At 69.4% G+C, this 16,323-nt stretch carries 14 protein-coding genes and 1 riboswitch; of the genes, 5 read left to right on the top strand and 9 right to left on the bottom strand.

The window, feature by feature from the left end; genetic code table 11:
- Nucleotides 1–104: 104 nt before the first annotated feature.
- Entirely contained in the window at nucleotides 105–626 is a 522-nt protein-coding gene (locus O3139_RS05205; RefSeq protein WP_269515925.1) for a TIGR02281 family clan AA aspartic protease, read from the top strand.
- A 125-nt stretch (nucleotides 627–751) separates the two neighbouring features.
- Here the strand turns inward: O3139_RS05205 and O3139_RS05200 are convergent, their stop codons facing one another.
- The 3 genes from O3139_RS05200 to dusA form a co-directional block, all read right to left on the bottom strand.
- Nucleotides 752–1,165 carry a hypothetical protein gene (locus tag O3139_RS05200; protein ID WP_269515924.1) on the bottom strand — a complete coding sequence of 138 codons (414 nt, stop codon included), beginning with the start codon at nucleotides 1,163–1,165 and terminating at the stop codon, nucleotides 752–754.
- A gap of 405 nt (nucleotides 1,166–1,570) precedes the next feature.
- Complete coding sequence (locus tag O3139_RS05195) at nucleotides 1,571–2,257, bottom strand: hypothetical protein (RefSeq protein WP_269515923.1); 687 nt, start codon at nucleotides 2,255–2,257, stop codon at nucleotides 1,571–1,573.
- Between the two features lie 51 nt (nucleotides 2,258–2,308).
- Nucleotides 2,309–3,334: a tRNA dihydrouridine(20/20a) synthase DusA gene (gene dusA, locus O3139_RS05190; protein ID WP_269515921.1), complete on the bottom strand. Its 1,026-nt coding sequence runs from the start codon at nucleotides 3,332–3,334 to the stop codon at nucleotides 2,309–2,311.
- Nucleotides 3,335–3,524: 190 nt separating this feature from the next.
- Here dusA and thrC point away from each other — a divergent pair, with 190 nt between their 5' ends.
- A complete protein-coding gene (gene thrC, locus O3139_RS05185; protein WP_269515920.1) occupies nucleotides 3,525–4,925 on the top strand; it encodes a threonine synthase in 1,401 nt (466 codons plus the stop codon).
- Nucleotides 4,926–5,295: 370 nt separating this feature from the next.
- Complete coding sequence (locus tag O3139_RS05180) at nucleotides 5,296–5,655, top strand: endonuclease domain-containing protein (protein ID WP_269515919.1); 360 nt, start codon at nucleotides 5,296–5,298, stop codon at nucleotides 5,653–5,655.
- 80 nt (nucleotides 5,656–5,735) lie between these two features.
- Here O3139_RS05180 and thrB read toward each other — a convergent pair whose 3' ends face one another.
- Together thrB and O3139_RS05170 are read right to left on the bottom strand one after the other, a co-directional pair.
- Complete coding sequence (gene thrB / locus O3139_RS05175) at nucleotides 5,736–6,674, bottom strand: homoserine kinase (protein ID WP_269515918.1); 939 nt, start codon at nucleotides 6,672–6,674, stop codon at nucleotides 5,736–5,738.
- A 3-nt stretch (nucleotides 6,675–6,677) separates the two neighbouring features.
- Nucleotides 6,678–8,414, bottom strand: coding sequence for a homoserine dehydrogenase (locus O3139_RS05170; RefSeq protein WP_269515916.1), 1,737 nt, complete (start codon nucleotides 8,412–8,414; stop codon nucleotides 6,678–6,680).
- Nucleotides 8,415–8,851: 437 nt separating this feature from the next.
- A riboswitch (SAM riboswitch) is annotated at nucleotides 8,852–8,969 on the top strand.
- 78 nt (nucleotides 8,970–9,047) lie between these two features.
- On the opposite strand from O3139_RS05170, the gene metX reads away from it, so the two are divergent.
- Together metX and metB are read left to right on the top strand one after the other, a co-directional pair.
- Nucleotides 9,048–10,094 (top strand): homoserine O-succinyltransferase MetX, encoded by a 1,047-nt coding sequence (metX, locus tag O3139_RS05165; RefSeq protein ID WP_269515915.1) that lies wholly within the window; start codon nucleotides 9,048–9,050, stop codon nucleotides 10,092–10,094.
- Nucleotides 10,091–11,287, top strand: a complete 1,197-nt coding sequence (gene metB, locus O3139_RS05160; RefSeq protein WP_269515914.1) for a cystathionine gamma-synthase — start codon at nucleotides 10,091–10,093, stop codon at nucleotides 11,285–11,287. The genes metX and metB overlap by 4 nt, the downstream gene beginning before the upstream one ends.
- On the opposite strand, the gene O3139_RS05155 is transcribed toward metB, so the two are convergent.
- The 4 genes from O3139_RS05155 to O3139_RS05140 are packed head-to-tail and all read right to left on the bottom strand — an operon-like array spanning nucleotide 11,284 to nucleotide 16,301.
- Entirely contained in the window at nucleotides 11,284–11,766 is a 483-nt protein-coding gene (locus tag O3139_RS05155) for a hypothetical protein (protein WP_269515912.1), read from the bottom strand. The two genes, metB and O3139_RS05155, sit on opposite strands and share 4 nt — an antisense overlap.
- A gap of 58 nt (nucleotides 11,767–11,824) precedes the next feature.
- The gene (locus O3139_RS05150; RefSeq protein ID WP_269515911.1) at nucleotides 11,825–12,808 is read right to left on the bottom strand and encodes a protein-L-isoaspartate O-methyltransferase family protein; all 984 of its coding nucleotides are present in this window, start codon (nucleotides 12,806–12,808) and stop codon (nucleotides 11,825–11,827) included.
- Entirely contained in the window at nucleotides 12,805–15,369 is a 2,565-nt protein-coding gene (locus O3139_RS05145; RefSeq protein WP_269515910.1) for a hypothetical protein, read from the bottom strand. Before O3139_RS05145 ends, O3139_RS05150 begins: the two co-directional genes overlap by 4 nt.
- Nucleotides 15,366–16,301, bottom strand: a complete 936-nt coding sequence (locus O3139_RS05140; RefSeq protein WP_269515908.1) for an alpha/beta fold hydrolase — start codon at nucleotides 16,299–16,301, stop codon at nucleotides 15,366–15,368. Before O3139_RS05140 ends, O3139_RS05145 begins: the two co-directional genes overlap by 4 nt.
- Nucleotides 16,302–16,323 lie beyond the last annotated feature (22 nt).

Raw genomic sequence — 16,323 nt, 5'->3', positions numbered from 1 at the left:
GCGTTAACCCGCCATCAGCCATCTCGATTCACCGCATCCCAACACCGGTCGTGCAGGATATGGACCGGCTGCAGAAGCAGCCAGTTGGCGTAGGTGTCCTCCTGGTGCGTTTTGACCTGCAATCCGCGATCGTCATGGGCATGGCGACCGTGTCCTCGCTGGGCGTCGCCTGGGTGCTGAGCCATCAGACCCCGCGCGAGGCCGAGGCCGCGACCCCGAGCGTTCCAACCCGTCAGCCCGTCGTCGTTGCCGTCACCGGTCAGCCCGCCCAGATCGCCAAGAGCGCCGACGGTCACTTCTGGGCCGAGGCGAACATCGACGGACACGCCATTCGCGTGCTGGTCGACACCGGTGCCAGCGTGGTCGCCCTGACCCGCGAGGACGCCCTGCGACTGGGCCTGCGCCTGACATCCGCCGATTTCACCCTGACGGTCGAAACCGCCTCCGGCCCTGCGAAGGCCGCCTCGATCCAGCTGGGCCATGTCGCTGTCGCCGGCGCGCGCGTCGAGCGGGTAGAGGCCCTCGTGGTCGAGAAGGGGCTACCGCATTCCCTGCTGGGCATGAGCTATCTGGGTCGCCTGTCGGCCTTCGAGGCCCGCCCGACGGGCCTGACTCTGAGACCCTGAGACTCCGGCCCTTCGCTGGAAGCCGACCGACCTTCAGATTTGCCGCATCGCGAACGAAATCAGGGCGATGATGGCGGCACACACCAGTGCGGCGAGCAGGACTTCACGGGCCAGCCGGGCGGCATCTATGGCATCGGGAGATATTTCCCGGTCCCAGAGGGTGGCTCCTCGGCGTCCAGGCCCGGGCAGGACTGCGCCAGAACCAGCAACCACCTGAAGGTCTTCTCCGGCGATTCCAGCGCGGCCATCTTGCGGGCTTCCCGGATACGGAACATCGCGTTCTGCAGATCCCACGGCGCGGCCAGGTCCAGGTACTGCCGTTCGATCTCGTCCCAGTTCAGGATCAGACGCTCGCTGTCCGATGCCTGGATCGGCGGAAAGGCCGCTTCGAAAAGGCGTTGCTCCTCGGTCAGCTGCCGGACCTGCGGGTCTCGCAAGGGCGGCACGTCCAGGGGCGGGATCGCGGGGCGCGTCCGTCTGGGATAGATGTCGGGCAGCGACGTATCGGTCGAAGGATGGGTCGTCTTCGGCGAGTCCATGGACAGTTCCTCTTTTGGAGGAAGATTCCGACGGCCTGGTTTGGTCGCCCAGACCCAACGCTTGGGCCCCCCAATCCTTGAGGGGGTCATGGCCGGCCTCATGCGCCAGCAGCATACGCCCCGCGTGAAATCGATCGATAGCGCCGAGCTTGTTTTTCAGCGCCTTGAGACGGTCGTCGATCGTGTGCGGAGACCGCGAGACCATGGGGGCCATCTGCTTGGAGCTGAGCCCGATCGCGGCTCCGCGCAGCAGAATCCTGTCGATATCCGACAACCGATCGAACGGCGTGTCAGGGTCATCGGCCATCCTGGACATGGACGAACGCTATGGCCGGGACGTCGACTTGGCAATGCACACCAGGACCGACCGAGGCTCGAGCGGCCCGACCGATCAAATCCGCCCCGTCAGAAACGGACGGTCGCCCCCAGCTGGACGACCGGAAACAGGCCCCTGTCCCTGGCGTCTTCCCGGATTTCGGCGGCTTCCTGATCGAGGCGGGCGCGGAGCGTCGGATCGTTGGACAGGGTGCCGCCGGTCGAGTCCAGCGCCACTTGCGGCTCCGCGCTGTAGGCGACGCCGACGATCCCGCGAAAGCCCCAGCGCCGGTCGCGATAGAAGCTGTCGTCATAGCCCAGACCGACGAAGGGCGCGGTGTCCGACAGCTTGACGCGGCCGCTCAGGGTGCCGACCTGGGCCGGGGTAAAGGTCACGCCGCCAAGCTCGACCGGCGCGTCCGGCGTGGTGTTCAGGTCGATGGTCCGGTCTCCGACATAGACCCCGCCGGAGATCAGGAAGGCGTTGGCGAAGGGGTGCAGGTCGACGAAGGCCGAGACTGTGTCGAAGTCGAACCGACCCTTGTAGTCCACATCGCTGTAGCTCTGGTCGAACTGGACGCCCAGGGTGTCGAGGCCGCCGCGCAGTACGAACACCGGCCCCAGCGAGAGCTGCGCTTCCACCCCCACGCCGGGCGTGCCCATGTTCAGGGCGGCGGTGGTCGGAGAGCGGGCCCGGCCTTGCGCCTCGGCAGATCCGGCGGCGAGCGCGGTCAGGGCTGACGACACGGACAGGGCGATCAGGAGAGCACGGGTCATGCGCCCGGATAGCCGAAACAGGCTTAATGCCGGGTTTACCCTGATGCGCGGTCAGGCCGCCTCGCCCATCCGCTCGCGGCGGGCCCCGGCCTCGCGGACCGCCTCGACGGCCCGGTCCACGACCTCCAGCCCCGCCCCCGGCCGGATCGCCTCGACGGTCAGGATGCGGCGGAAGGCCCGTGCGCCCGGACGTCCATGCATCAGGCCCAGCATGTGGCGGGTCATGGCGTGCAGGCCCCAGCCTTCGGCCAGACGGGCGGCCAGATAGGGTTTGTAGCGATCGATGGCCGTGAAGGGATCGACATCCCCGTCCCCCTCGCCGAACAGACGCCGGTCCACCTGACCCAGCAGGGCAGGCTCGTGATAGGCGGCGCGGCCCAGCATGACGCCGTCCAGGACTACGCCGTCCGTGCTGTCCAGATGCGCCTCGGCCGCATCCAGCGAGGCGATGCCGCCATTGATGCAGATCGTCAGATGCGGACGCTCGGCCTTCAGCCGCCGGACCAGGGCGTAGTCGAGCGGGGGCACGTCGCGGTTCTCTTTGGGCGACAGACCGCTCAGCCAGGCCTTTCGCGCATGGACGATGAAGGTGGTCACGCCGACGGCGGCGCTGGCATCGACGGTCGCGAACAGGCTGACCGCCGGGTCCTGATCGTCGACCCCGATCCGGCATTTCACCGTGGCAGGCAGATCGACCGCCCCCCGGATCGCCGCCATACAGTCCGCGACCAGCTCCGGTTCCTTCATCAGACAGGCCCCGAACCGCCCGGACTGGACCCGGTCGGACGGGCAGCCGACGTTCAGATTGATCTCGTCATAGCCCATGGCGGCCCCGATGCGGGCGGCCTCGGCGAGCTGATCCGGGTCCGATCCGCCCAGCTGCAGGGCGACCGGATGTTCGACCGCATCGAACCCCAGCAGCCGCTCACGGTCGCCGTGGATCACCGCCGGGGCCGTGACCATCTCGGTATAGAGCAAGGCCCGCCTGCTCAGCGCGCGGTGAAACGCGCGGCAGTGCCGGTCGGTCCAGTCCATCATGGGGGCCACCGACAGGCGGTGGGCGGGTACGGGAGTCATGGTCGGCGATCTGGGTGCGAGGACGGGCGAAAACAGGGTGGACTTTGTGCACTTCCTGCACTTTGCCCACCGGACGAAAGGCTCTCTAGCACGTCCGGGCGACATTCGCGGACGTCCGGGCGATCGGGTGTTTCACGTTCGGCCGAAAGGGCTTTGACGCCTGCAACCCCGCTGGCTAACCAGAACGGCGATGGCCCAGCGTTCCGATACCTATGTCTCCACGCGCGGCGGCGCACCCGCGACGAATTTCGCCGAGGCGCTGTTGCGCGGCATGGCCCCCGACGGCGGCCTCTACATGCCGGCCACCTGGCCGACGCTGACCGCCGGGGCCTGGGCCGCCGGGCAAGGCTACGCGGACATCGCCACCGCGGCCATGACCCCCTTCATCGGCGATGCCCTGCCCGCCGGATCGCTGGACCGGGCGCTGGCGCGACTGATCGCGGGCTTCACGCCGCCTGAGGTCACGCCACTGGTCCGGCTGGAGGACGGCCTCTATCTGCTGGAGCTGTTCCACGGGCCGACGGCCGCGTTCAAGGACCTGGCCATGCAGCTGGCCGCGTCCCTGGCGTCGGAAGCCCTGGCGGCCTCGGGCGAGACCCTGACCCTGGTCACGGCGACCAGCGGCGACACGGGGGCCGCCGCCGTCGCCGCCTTCGCCGATCAGCCGCGCATCCGCCTGATCGTGCTGCATCCGCACGAGCGGGTGTCGCCCGTCCAGCGCCGCCAGATGACCACGGTCCAGGCCGGTAATGTGCTGAACCTGGCCGTCCGGGGCGATTTCGACGACTGCCAGCGTCTGGTGAAGGGGCTGCTGGCCGACGAGACCCTGCGCGCGCACGGCCGGTTCAGCTCGGTCAATTCGATCAACTGGGCGCGGCTGGCCGGACAGATCCCCTACTATATCTCGGCGGTGGCTCAGGCGGCGGCGATGGGGGAGAAGCGGGCCCCGGTGTTCGTCGTGCCGACGGGTAACTTCGGCGACGCCTTCGCCGGGATCGCGGCCCGGAAGATGGGTCTGCCGGTCGCCGGCTTCGTGGCGGCGGTGAACTCGAACGACGCCTTGGCCCGGGCGATCAATGAGGGCGTCTATGCGCGCAAGGCCGCCGTCGAGACCGCCAGCGTCAGCATGGATGTGCAGGCTCCGTCGAACTTCGAGCGGCTGGCGTACGAGGCCTCTGGCCGCGACGCCGCCCTGACCGCCGGCCTGTTCGCAGACTTTGCCCGGAAGGGCGAGGTCACCCTGCCCGCCGACCTGCTGGCCGCCCTCCGCGCCGAGGTTTCGGCCGTCTCGGTCGATGAGCCGACGACGCGGGCCGAAATCGCCCACGCCCACGCCACCTGGGGCCAGGTCGTCTGCCCCCACACCGCCGTCGGCCTGTCGGCCGCGCGCGGCGTGGACCGGACGCAGGGACCGGTGATCGTCCTCGCTACCGCCCACCCGGCCAAGTTCGGCAAGGACGTTGCACCCGTCCTCGGCTTCGACCCCGACCCGCCCCGGGTCATCCGCGACCTCGGCGACCGGGCGGAGCGGTTCGAGGTGATCGGGGCGGAGGCCGCAGAGGCGCTGGCGGCGGTGCGGGGGTTTGGATGATCGTCGCCTGCGCGGTCTGGCTCATTGGTATAGGGCTGGGCCTAGCCGGCCTCTGGGCTTCGGACATCCCGGTCTGGGCCCGGTTCGTCGGGATGGCGGCGTTCCTGTTGAGCGGTGTCTTTGCCAGCGAAGTGCGTCACCGGACGTGCGGCAAGAGGCTGCTTGAGAACGAAGAGTTTGCTTCAAGGATGGCGAGTTGGGGTCGCGGCAAACCGAGGTTCGAACTTCCTAGCCGGACCTGCTTCGGATGCGGCCGGGATCGGCTTTGGGCTTGGCCGACATTTCGAAAGGCCCGATATTAATCTGTCTCCTCCCCGACGCCCAGCGGTGGGGAGGTGGCTCGGAGCGAAGCGGAGAGACGGAGGGGCTCTTGACGACGCAGGGCGCCGTGAGCCGGGCGCGGGTGCTACGGCGGACGCTGACGCCGCCGGAGGCGCGGCTGTGGATTTACTTGCGGCGGCGGGCGCTGGGAGGCCTGAAGTTTCGCCGCCAGCACCCGGTGGGGCCGTACGTCCTCGACTTCTATTGTCCTGAGGCTCGGCTGGCGGTCGAGGTGGATGGCCAACATCATGCCGATCCGGAGCAGTTCGAGAAGGATGAGGCCCGGACGGCGTGGCTAGCCAAGCAAGACATCGCGGTGCTGCGCATCGCGGCGGAGCGGGTGCGCACCGATCTTGAGGGCGTGCTGGGCTGGATCAGGACGAACGCCGAAGACCGAGTGCGCGGTTAAGAGCCCCTCCACCCCCCGCCAAGCGGCGGGCGGTCCCCCTCCCCATTCGCAAAGTGGCGAACGGGGAGGAGACGCTGTGCCTACGCCGTCTCCCGCCACCACGCCGCGCGCCGGAAGAAGGCCCCCGGGTCCTTGGGGGTCACCAGCTTGGTGGGGTCGTGGAAGATGCGGTCGTGCAGGCGGGTCAGGGTGAAGCGGATCGCGGCGGCTTCGCCCAGACGCGGCAGGGCGGCGGCCTCGGCCGGGGTCAGGGGGCGCAAGCGTTCGTAGCCCCGACGGAAGGCCTCGACCGCGCCTGGAATAGGCGTGCCCGTGCCGTCGAAACCCCAGGCGCTGAGGGCGATGGCGAGGTCATAGGCCAGCAGGTCCGTGCACCCGAAATAGAAGTCGATGACGCCGGAGACCGCGCCTTCGTCGAACAGCACATTGTCGGGGAAATAGTCGGCGTGGATCGGGCCGCGCGGAAGATCGTCCGTCCACGGATCGCCGAGACGGATCAGGGCCGCCTCGACCCCGTCCAGGATCGAGCGGTCCTCTCCGGTCGCCGCCGTCTGACACCGGTCGGCCAGGGCGCGCCAGGCCACCGGCCCGACCGGATTGACGCGTGCAACGGCGAAGCGCCCGGCCTCCAGATGCAGCCGCCCCAGCATGGCCCCGGCCGCCTCGACCTCGGAGGGTGACGGGTCCCGCAACCACGCCCCGGACAGCCATTCGATCACCGCTGCCGGTCGCCCGTTCAGCGTCCCGACCCAGACGCCGTCGCGATTGCGCACCGGGCGGGGAGCCGGAAAGCCCCGCCCGGCCAGATGGTCGGTCAGGCCGAGGCAGAACGGCAGGGACGCCGCATCGATGCGCGCCTCGAACAGTGTCAGGACGTAGAGGGCCCCTTCGGTTTCGAGGCGATAGTTGGTGTTCTCCACCCCCTCGGCGATGGGGTGGAGCGCGCGAAAAGCCCCGAGGTCGTAGGTTTCGAGGAACGCACGGGCCTGATCGTCCGAAACCGGAGTGAAGACGGCCACCCGCTAATGATGCCCCAGCGACGCATGCCGCGCCCGCACGATGTCGGCGAGGTCGGCCAGCACGCTCTCGGTTGTCGGCCAGCGGCCCGCGCCGCGTCCCTTGCAGGACCAGACCCGCCCGTCCTCGCCGTAAACCTTCAAGCCGTTGCGCTCCCCGTTCAGGGCCTGGAAGAACGGATCATCCAGACCGGCGTCAAGCGAAACCGACGCCTTCAGTCCGTCGCCGTCCCGGAAACAGGCCCCGATCTGGCGCACCGGCCCGGAAGGCTGAAAGGCGTCGGACAGGACGGCGCACGGAACGTCGGCGTCGTCAGGCGTCCGGCCGAACGCCTCGAAGGCCAGCAGACGGACCTTGGCGGCCGAGTCCCGTCCCTCCAGATCCGACGAGGGATCCTCCTCGGCAAAGCCGGCGACGCGGGCGTCGGCCAGGGCATCGGCAAAATCGGCCCCGGCCTGCAGCCGCGTCAGCATGAAGTTGACCGTGCCGTTCAGCACCGCCTCGAAGCCCTTGACCGGACCAGCCGCCTTCGCGGCGCGGAGGGTCTCGATCATCGGTGCGCCCCCGCCGACAGCGGCGGAATAGGCCAGGCGCGAACCGTGGGCGCGGGCGGCGTCGGCCAGGCCCTGGGGGTCGCGGCTGATCGCCTGTTTGTTGGCGCTGGCGACATCGATGCCGCGTTCCAGGGCGGCGCGGATCAGGTCGTGGCCGGCCCCGCCCTCGGACAGGGCTTCCAGCAGGATGTCGGGCTTCAGGGCCAGCAGGGCCTCACGGTCGGACGTGAACAGTCCGGCCGGGGCCTCGACGTCGCGGGGCTTCTTCGGATCGCGGACCAGCACGCCCACGACCTCGAACCGCGCGTCCTGCTGCAGCCGGGCCAGCAAACCACCGCCGACCACGCCGCAGCCGGCGATGACGACCCTGAGCGGGGCATCGGGCACGGACGGTCCGGGGGGCGCCGAGGCGTCACCAACCACCGTGCAGTCGGCGCGGCCGAGGGCAGCGACCTCGATATCGACAGACCGGGACTGACCCAGATCGATGGCGTCGTGCTGGACCAGGGCCCCGCCGTGGCGGCGCGCGTCGTCCCAGCTGGCACGGCGATAGCGCAGCGGCTTGCCCGAGGCCGAGGCGGGGTCGCGGTCGTAAAGTCCGTCCACATCCTTCACCAGACGCACGCGCTTCAGGCCCAGTTCGGCGGCCAGGAAGACGGCCGTCAGGTCTGATCCGCCACGCCCCAGCAGCACGACCTTGCCGCTGGACCCCACCGCGCCGAACCCCGGGACCACGACCACCTGATGATCCGCCAGCGCCTTTCGCAGCGCCTCGCTGCGCAGGGAGACGGGGTGGGCGTGCTCGGACGGTCCCTCGGCCACGATCCCCAGTTCGCGGACGGACAGGGCCGAGGCGTCCAGACCGATCCGGTCGCAGGCGATGGCGACCAGGGCCGCCGCCTTCTCCTCGCCCAGGGCGACATAGGCGGGCAGCAGGTCGTTTTCGTGATCCAGCCCCAGTTCCCGCGCCTCGGCCAGCAGCCGGTCGGTGTGGCCGCCGAGCGCCGAGACCACGGCAATGACCTTTCGCCCTGCGCGGACGTGGCCATAGACTTCGGACGCCACGGCCGGGGCGCACGACCGGTCCTGCAGGATGGAGGAGCCGAACTTCAGCACCACCACCTCGGTGGCGGGCGCGGGTTCGGCCTTCGGTTTCTCGACGACGACGAGGTGGGGAGCGTTGGGCATTGCGGTGGATCCGTTCGGGGGTTCTGAAATCGGGGTGATCGGGCAAGAAAAAACCCGCCTGGCCGGGGCCGGGCGGGTCTGGGTTGGCTGAAGGTCTTTCGATCCCCGTGCGCTAACCTGTTCCCGCCCGCGAGGGGCCGGTGATGGTCATACCGGTGGTGGTCGAAATGAGGGTCGCAAGCGTCATCGACCGCGCCCCGAGGGCAGCGGTGGAGGTCGAAACGGCGATGTGGCCGGAACGGGACACGAGCGGGACCTTACGGAAGAACGTTGGTCGCAGGGTGTCGGGATGAGACGCCCGCGTCAAGCCGGTTCGCGCATCTTTCTTGCGCTTAAACTCAAAGCGTGGCGCTTTTGACCCATTGAAGGATGGTTACGGATTCATTGAGGTAGATTTTTTCTCTTGACCGGCGCGCCTCGCGGTCGCAACGTAATCTCACTCATCAAGACCGACCGAGGGATAGGCCCTTTGACGTCGGGGCAACCACCGGTTTCCAGCCGAACGGTGCCAACTCCTGCGAGGGCGGTTCTCGGACCTTCCGCGAGAGATGAGTGGAGCGTCGACGAGGCGACGTCTCCACGGTCTGTCATCGCATCCGGAGCCTTGTTGGGCGGGACGATGCAGACGACACCATGGCTTTCGACACTGAGACCCTTTCCCGGACACAAAGCGCCGATCCCCTCTGTCGCCGCACGGCGCACCTGGCCGGGCGCGGCAACGAGGCCGCCGACGTCACGGTCGCGATCCCCGCCGACTTCCGGCTGGCGTCGGGCGAGCGGCTGGGCCAGCGCCAGATCGTCGGTCGCCTGCATGGCCGGGTCGGCGCGCCGCTGATCGTCGTGGCCGGCGGCATCTCGGCGGGACGTTTCGTGCACCGCACCGAGACCAACGGCCTGGGCTGGTGGTCGGGCGCGGTGTCGATCCGGGGCCCCATCGATCTGAGCCGCTTCCAGGTCCTGGCCTTCGACTACGCCCCCGAGGCGGCGGAAGGGTCGAAGCCCGTCACCATCACCACCCACGACCAGGCCCGGCTGCTGGGTCTGATCCTGGACCGGATCGGCGATCCGGTGGTCTCGGCCTTCGTCGGCTGTTCCTATGGCGGCATGATCGGCCTGGCCTTCGCCGAGCTGTTCCCCGACCGGATCGATCAGCTGGTCGTCGTCTCCGCCGCCCATCGCGCCCATCCGCAGGCCACCGCCTGGCGCGGCATCCAGCGCCGCATCCTGCAGCTGGCCCAGGCGGCCGGTCGGCCTGAGGACGGGGTCGCCCTGGCCCGCGAACTGGCCATGACCACCTATCGCACCGCCGAGGAATTCGCCGACCGGTTCGAGACCACGGCCCCCACGTCCGCGGGCCAGGCCTATCCGGTCTGCGAATATCTGACGGCGCGGGGCAAGGCCTATCGCGCCCACACCACGCCGGATCGCTGGCTGTCGCTGTCGGACTCGATCGACCGCCATACGGTGACGCCCGAGGCGATCCGCACGCCCGTGACCCTGGTCGGGTTCACCTCCGACCGGCTGGTGCCGATCGACGACATCCGCGAACTGGCCGCGCGCCTGCCCCGGCTGTTCCGGCTGGTCGAGGCCCCTTCGCTGTATGGCCATGACGCCTTTCTGAAGGAGGACGAGGCGGTCGCCGCCATCCTCCGCGCCGCCTTGAAGGATATCGACCAATGAGCCACTCGACCGGCAAGCGCCCCCACGACGTCCGCACCACCTGCGCCCGCTCGGGCGTCGACACCGACACGGCCCACGGTTCGGTCATGCCGCCGCTGTACCTGTCGTCGAACTATTCGTTCGCAGGCTTCGAGCAGAAGCGGAAATACGACTACTCCCGCTCGGGCAATCCCACGCGCGACGTGCTGGCCGAGACCCTGGCCGAGCTGGAAGGCGGGGCGGGATGCGTGGTCACGGCGACCGGCATGGCGGCGGTCGACCTGCCCCTGTCCCTGCTGGAGCCGGGCGACCTGCTGATCGCGCCGCACGACTGCTACGGCGGCACGCATCGCCTGCTTTGCGCCCGGGCCCGGAAGGGGCATTTCGAGGTGCTGTGGGTGGATCAGGGCGACCCCGTCGCGCTGGAACAGGCGCTGGCCCTGAACCCGAAACTGGTGCTGGTCGAGACCCCGTCCAACCCCCTGCTGCGCGTCGTCGACATCGCCGACATCTGCACCCGCGCCCACCGGGTCGGGGCCAGGGTGGTCGCCGACAACACCTTCCTGTCCCCTGCCCTGCAGCGCCCGATCGAGCTGGGCACCGACATCGTCGTCCACTCCACGACGAAATACATCAACGGCCACTCCGACGTGGTCGGCGGGGCGGTGATCGCGGCCGATCCGGCGGATCATGCGGAGCTGGCCTGGTGGGCCAACTGTCTGGGCGTGACGGGCTCGCCGTTCGACGCCTATCTGACCCTGCGCGGCGTACGCACCCTGTTCGCCCGCATCGAACGCCAGCAAACCACCGCGGGCAAGGTCGCCGCCCTGCTGGAAGGCCACCCGGCCGTTTCGGCGGTCCACTACCCGGGCCTGACGTCCCATCCTAACCACGCCCTCGCCGCGCGCCAGCAGCAGGGGCCGGGGGCCATGCTGTCGTTCGAGCTGGCGGGTGGCGTCGAGGCCGTGCGCCGGCTGGTGGAGACCCTGGAGACCTTCACCCTGGCGGAATCGCTGGGCGGGGTCGAAAGCCTGATCGCCCACCCGGCCACCATGACCCACGCCGCCATGACGCCCGAAGCGCGCGTCGTCGCCGGGATCACCGACGGCCTGCTGCGCCTGTCGGTCGGTCTGGAGCATGAGGACGACCTGATCGCCGATCTGGTTCAGGCGCTGGATGCTCTGGTCGTCGCGGAGGCCGAGGCGGCCGCTTAAGGGATCAGCAGGATCAGGACCGGGATCAGCGTTCCGGCCAGCAGGGTCCAGCGCGCGGCGACCTTCAGCCGGCCCATGGTCACGCCCATCCAGATGCCGACGGACGTCGACAGAAACAGGCCGACCGAGACGACGACGAAGAACCACTGGAGCAGGATCTTCGACAGCGACGGGGCGGGACGGGCCCGTTTCTCGCGCTCGGGTTCGGCCTTCACCGGGGCACGGGCCGCCACGGCCTTGTCGGGTGCCTCGACGCGCGGCGCGCGGGGCGCGGCCTTCAGGACCTGGTTCTTGTGCACCCGCGCCAGATCGGCCAGCAGGGCGGGCGGCGTGTAGCTGCCCTTGTCCTCGTTCAGGCGAAAGATCTGGAAGCCACCGGTCACGGCGAACAGCAGCACGCTGGGCGCGATCAGCATGCCCAGCAGGGTGTGCGCCTGGCGCAGATACATCGACCAGGGAATGGGGCGGGCGGCAGGCATGGGAGGCTCCAGGGTGAAGCCGAGCCGTAGCCCTTCCCACCCCCCGCCGCCAGCGAGATCAGGCCGGCTTCGCCTGCGTCTGCATCGCCCCGGTCATCGGGATGAAGAACACCCCCACGTCACGGCGGCTGCGGACCCGGCCGTCGGCATCCTTGGTATAGACGTACAGGACCTGTCCGCGGCGGAACGGCTGGCCGATCGGGATGATCAGCTTGCCCCCGGGCTTGAGCTGTCGGAACAGCTCGGGCGGGGCGTACTGGGCGACGCAGGTCAGCATGATGGTATCGAAGCCCTCGGTCACCTCGGGCCAGCCGAAATAGCCGTCGCCGACCTTGCCGTGGACGTTGTCATAGCCGAGCGGGGCGAAGATCTGGTCCACCGCCCGCCCGATCGGTTCGATGATCTCGATCGTATAGGCGTCGCGCACGATGCGGCTGAGCAGGCTCGACTGGAAGCCCGAGCCGGTCCCGATCTCCAGCGTCACATCGGTCGGCTTCGGCGCCGCCAGCTGGGTCATATAGGCCTGCCCCAGATAGTCCGACAGCACGCTGCCATGGCCGATGGCCCAGGGCTTGGGATTGGCCTCATAGGCCTGCCAGGCGGTCGAATCCTGGCTGGCATAGGCATAGTGGAAATAGTCGCGCGGCACGCTTTCGAAGGCCTTCAGGACGTTCGGATCGGCCGCGCCGAACCGGCCGTCCAGATAGGCCTTGATGCGCTCGATGGCGGCGGGCTTGCGGGCCTGGATCTCGGTGAATTGGGCCTCGGTGATGGTATGGGGGCGTTTCGAGGCCTCCATCGCGGCATTGAAGCGCGCGAAAGTCCAGGTTTCGCCCGGCATCCGGACCGTCTGCGACACGGCCGAGGCCGCGGCGGCTGCTGCCTGCGTGGGCGCGCTGGCGACACCGCCGCCCCCCGCAGCCTGGGTCGGATTCAGCCGGGCCTGCACCGACTTCATCGTGTTCTCGTCGCAGGCGGCGAGGCCCGTGAGCGCGGTGCCGGCGGCAGCGGTCAGCAGGGTGCGGCGATTCAAACGGGTCATGCGGGGCTCGGCTGGCTGGGACGATCAGCGTCCGGAAAAGGATCGAGGCGGGCGGGAACGGGCTCGGGCAGGTCGGCAAAGGGATCGTCCGGCAGGGCCGGCTCGAACAGGGGAGCGGTACGGGCACGGGGCGCGGCGACCGGCAGCACGAGGAAGGCCAGGGCATAGAGACCGGCCGCCACGATCAGCAGGGACGAAAAGCCGATGTCGCGGCTCATCAGATTGGCCAGGGGCGTGGCGACGACCGAGAAGGCGCCGTTCAGGCCCCAGGCCCAGGGCAGGGCCCGGCCGCTGCCGACCTGGATCAGACCCAGAGGAAACGGCAGGCCCAGCGCCAGCGAGACCGGCGCGGCGGCCAGCGCCACCAGCCCCGCCCTGATGGCCCAGGACTGATCCAGCGTCCGCATCATGAAATCTTCGGCACCCATCAGCATCGCACCGATCCAGGCCAGGACGACGATCAGGGCGATGGCCGAGGCCGCCTTGGGCATGGCCGCGCATCGCCCCGCGATCATGCTGCCGAGGCCGGAGAAGATCAGCATCGACGTCAGGACGATGGCGAAGGCCGAGGAGTAGTCGTTCAGATAGAAGGCCGCCCGGTCGATCAGCAGGATTTCGATGAACAGAAAGCCCAGCCCGAGGGCGGGGAAATAGAACGCGGGCCACAGACGCTTCGGCTCCTTCACCCCGCCGGACCGCCGCCGGAACAGGGCGGGCGTGGCCAGGACCAGCAGGGCGATCACCATGGCCTGGGCCAGGACGGCCAGGTTCACCAGAGCGCCGATCTCGGCCTGGGGCAGGACCTCCAGACGGCGGATCAGGGTGCCGGGATGCTCCAGCCTCAGCGAGGCATAGAAGGCCGGGCGGTCCAGCGTCGCGGGCCGGATATGGAAGGCTTCGGATGACGGCGAGGCGCGGCCCGCCAGCACGGCGGCCACCTCATTGGCGATGGCGTCATCGGGCCCGGTCGACGTCATCTCCCCGCTCTCGAACGAGACGCCGGGCAGGTCGTTGAACAGGCGGGCGCGGGCGGCGGCGACGTCCATGCCGGGATGCCACGAGACATCGAACGATCGGGCCGCGCAGAAGGCCTGGAGCGCGGCGACGTCAGCCGCCGACCACGGCGTCGGGCTGATCAGGATCCGCGCATTCCAGGCCGAGCGATAGACCATGACATGGGTGGATGGATCGCCGACACCCTGTTCCAGCAGGGCCTGTCGCGCCGTGGCCAGCACCCGGAGCGCATAGACGGGGAAGTCGCGGATGGAGACGGAGATCGACACCGCCCCGCCCGGCTTCAGCGCCGCCAGATAGGCCTCCATCGCCTCCACCGTCACGCCGGTGACGTTGGCCGGTGCGGCGTCGACGAAGTCGGCCGAGACGTCGACGATGTCGTAGCGGCCGCGGCCGGCGCGCCAGGCCGCATTGATCGGACCACCCTCGAGCAGACGGACGCGCGGATCGCGGGCCAGGGCGGGCGACGGGCCGAGCCCGCGCACCAGGGCGTCGCGCAGCACGGGCTCGCTCTCGACCCCGTCGATATGGGTCGCGCCCAGCGTCAGGGCCTCGGCCACGCGATAACCGCCGGACAGGCCGACCAGCAGAACGTCCGCGCCCGGACGGAGGGCATAGGGCGCGGCCGACAGCGCGCTGGACGCATAGGCGGCCTGCAGAGGACCCGCCATCGGCAGGGAGGCGATGCGGTTGCCGTCCCGGTACAGGCCATAGGTCTTGGGCGGCCCGGCTACGCCCATCATCCCGGCGTTGTTGGACACATCGACGTCGACCCGCTCGGTGAAGTCGTCGAGCAGCAGATAGTGGCCGCGCGGCTGGCGGATCTCGGCCACCACAGCCGCGCCCGGCGTGTTCAGCGGCGCATAGATGGCCTTGAACTCGCTGAAGGCCGGCGGGGCGCCCAGGAACAGGATCGCCTCGCCCGCCACCAGGGCCGCCCCGGCCAGACCGCCGCCGAGCCATCTGAACCGCCCGGGCTGGAACAGGGTCGACAGCGCCAGCGGGATCAGCAGCACGGGAGCCAGCAGGAAGGGATGGACCAAAAACATCAGCCCCAGCGCCACCGCCGACCCGACCCCGGCCCCGATCAGGTCATAGCCATAGACCCGCCCGATCTCCCTCGGGTTCAGCACGAAGATCAGGCTGATGTAGAGCCCGGCCAGAAAGAAGAAGGGCAGAAGCGCCGCGTAATACAGGCCGATGTTGCGCACCTGGTCGGGCCAGGTCGTCGGGTTCTGCAGCTGCAGAGGATTGAACGGGTTCTGCGTCACCCACTGATAGCCGAGCGCCGCCGCCAGCGTCATGGCGCCCGGCAGGATCGCCCGCAGCAGCACGCCGTGGCGCTGGACGGTGTCCCTCAGCAGGGCCACGACCACGCCGGACAGGGCAAATCCGGCGAGGACAATGGAGATGATCCAGTATCCGTACTCGGACCATTTCGCGACGGCGAAATAGCGGGTCAGGGCGTTCTCGATCCCGACGACGCCCAGGGCGACCAGGAACAGGGGGATCAGGGCCGCGCGGCCGCGGGCGGCGCGCGCGGTCAATGGACCGTGTCCCGCGCCGCGACCGGACCGTCGAGGAAGTCGATCAGCAGGCGACTAAAGCGGTCGGCCTCGTCGACGAACAGGGCATGACCCGCGTCCTCGAATACCACCATCCGCGCATCGGCGTGGGTCCGGACCAGAGTCTCTCCCTGCGCGCGCCAGCGGGGCCGCACGGCATAGAGCACCGGCCGGTCGGTCGAATGCACGGCCGCGCGCCAATAATCGCGCGACACATCGTAGGCCAGCAGGCGCCGCTCGTCCTCCGGGGCCATCCGCAACGCCTGATCTGTCAGTCGCGCGCGATAGTCCGTGCCCGGATCACGGGCGAACATGGAGGCCACGAAGGCGGCGCGGCGGTCGCGGCGTTCGGCCTCGGTCAGGACCGGCGGTTCGGCGGCGCGCCCGCCGGCCGCAGCGCGCGGCACCGGTTCCTCGCCGATGGAGTTGTCGATCAGCACCAGGCCGGCGATCCGCGCATCACCCGCGGCGGCGACCCAGGCCAGGCTGTCGAGCACCCCCAGAGACCAGCCGACCAGAACGACCCGGCCGTTCGCCGCATGGTCGATCAGTTCGCCGATGTCGCGTCCGCGTCGTTCATAGGTGTAGCCGAAACGGGTGACCTCGCTGTCGCCCTGCCCGCGCGGGTCCAGCGCCAGGACATGGAAGCGGTCCGACAGGGCGTCGATCTGGGCCTGGAAAATCCAGCCCGGCATGGTCCATCCGGGCACGAACAGCACGGTCCGGGCTTCCGCAGGACCCGCCTCCAGATAATGAAGGCGGGCCCCGTCGGAAGTGATGAAGCTGCGGCTCTCCGCCGCCGCGACCGTGCCCCCCGACACGGTCGTCGCGCTTGCGAGAACGGTCACGCCCATCACGCCGACCATGGCCGCCCGTGTCCATGCCGGCAGGGTTGTCAGACCGTTACGCCCCATCACCGGACATCTGGCCCCGACC

Origin of the sequence: Brevundimonas subvibrioides (assembly GCF_027271155.1) — a bacterium.
GTDB lineage: Bacteria > Pseudomonadota > Alphaproteobacteria > Caulobacterales > Caulobacteraceae > Brevundimonas > Brevundimonas subvibrioides_D.
Note: the sequence above shows the minus strand (reverse complement) of the source record. Positions and strands in the feature narration are given on the sequence as shown.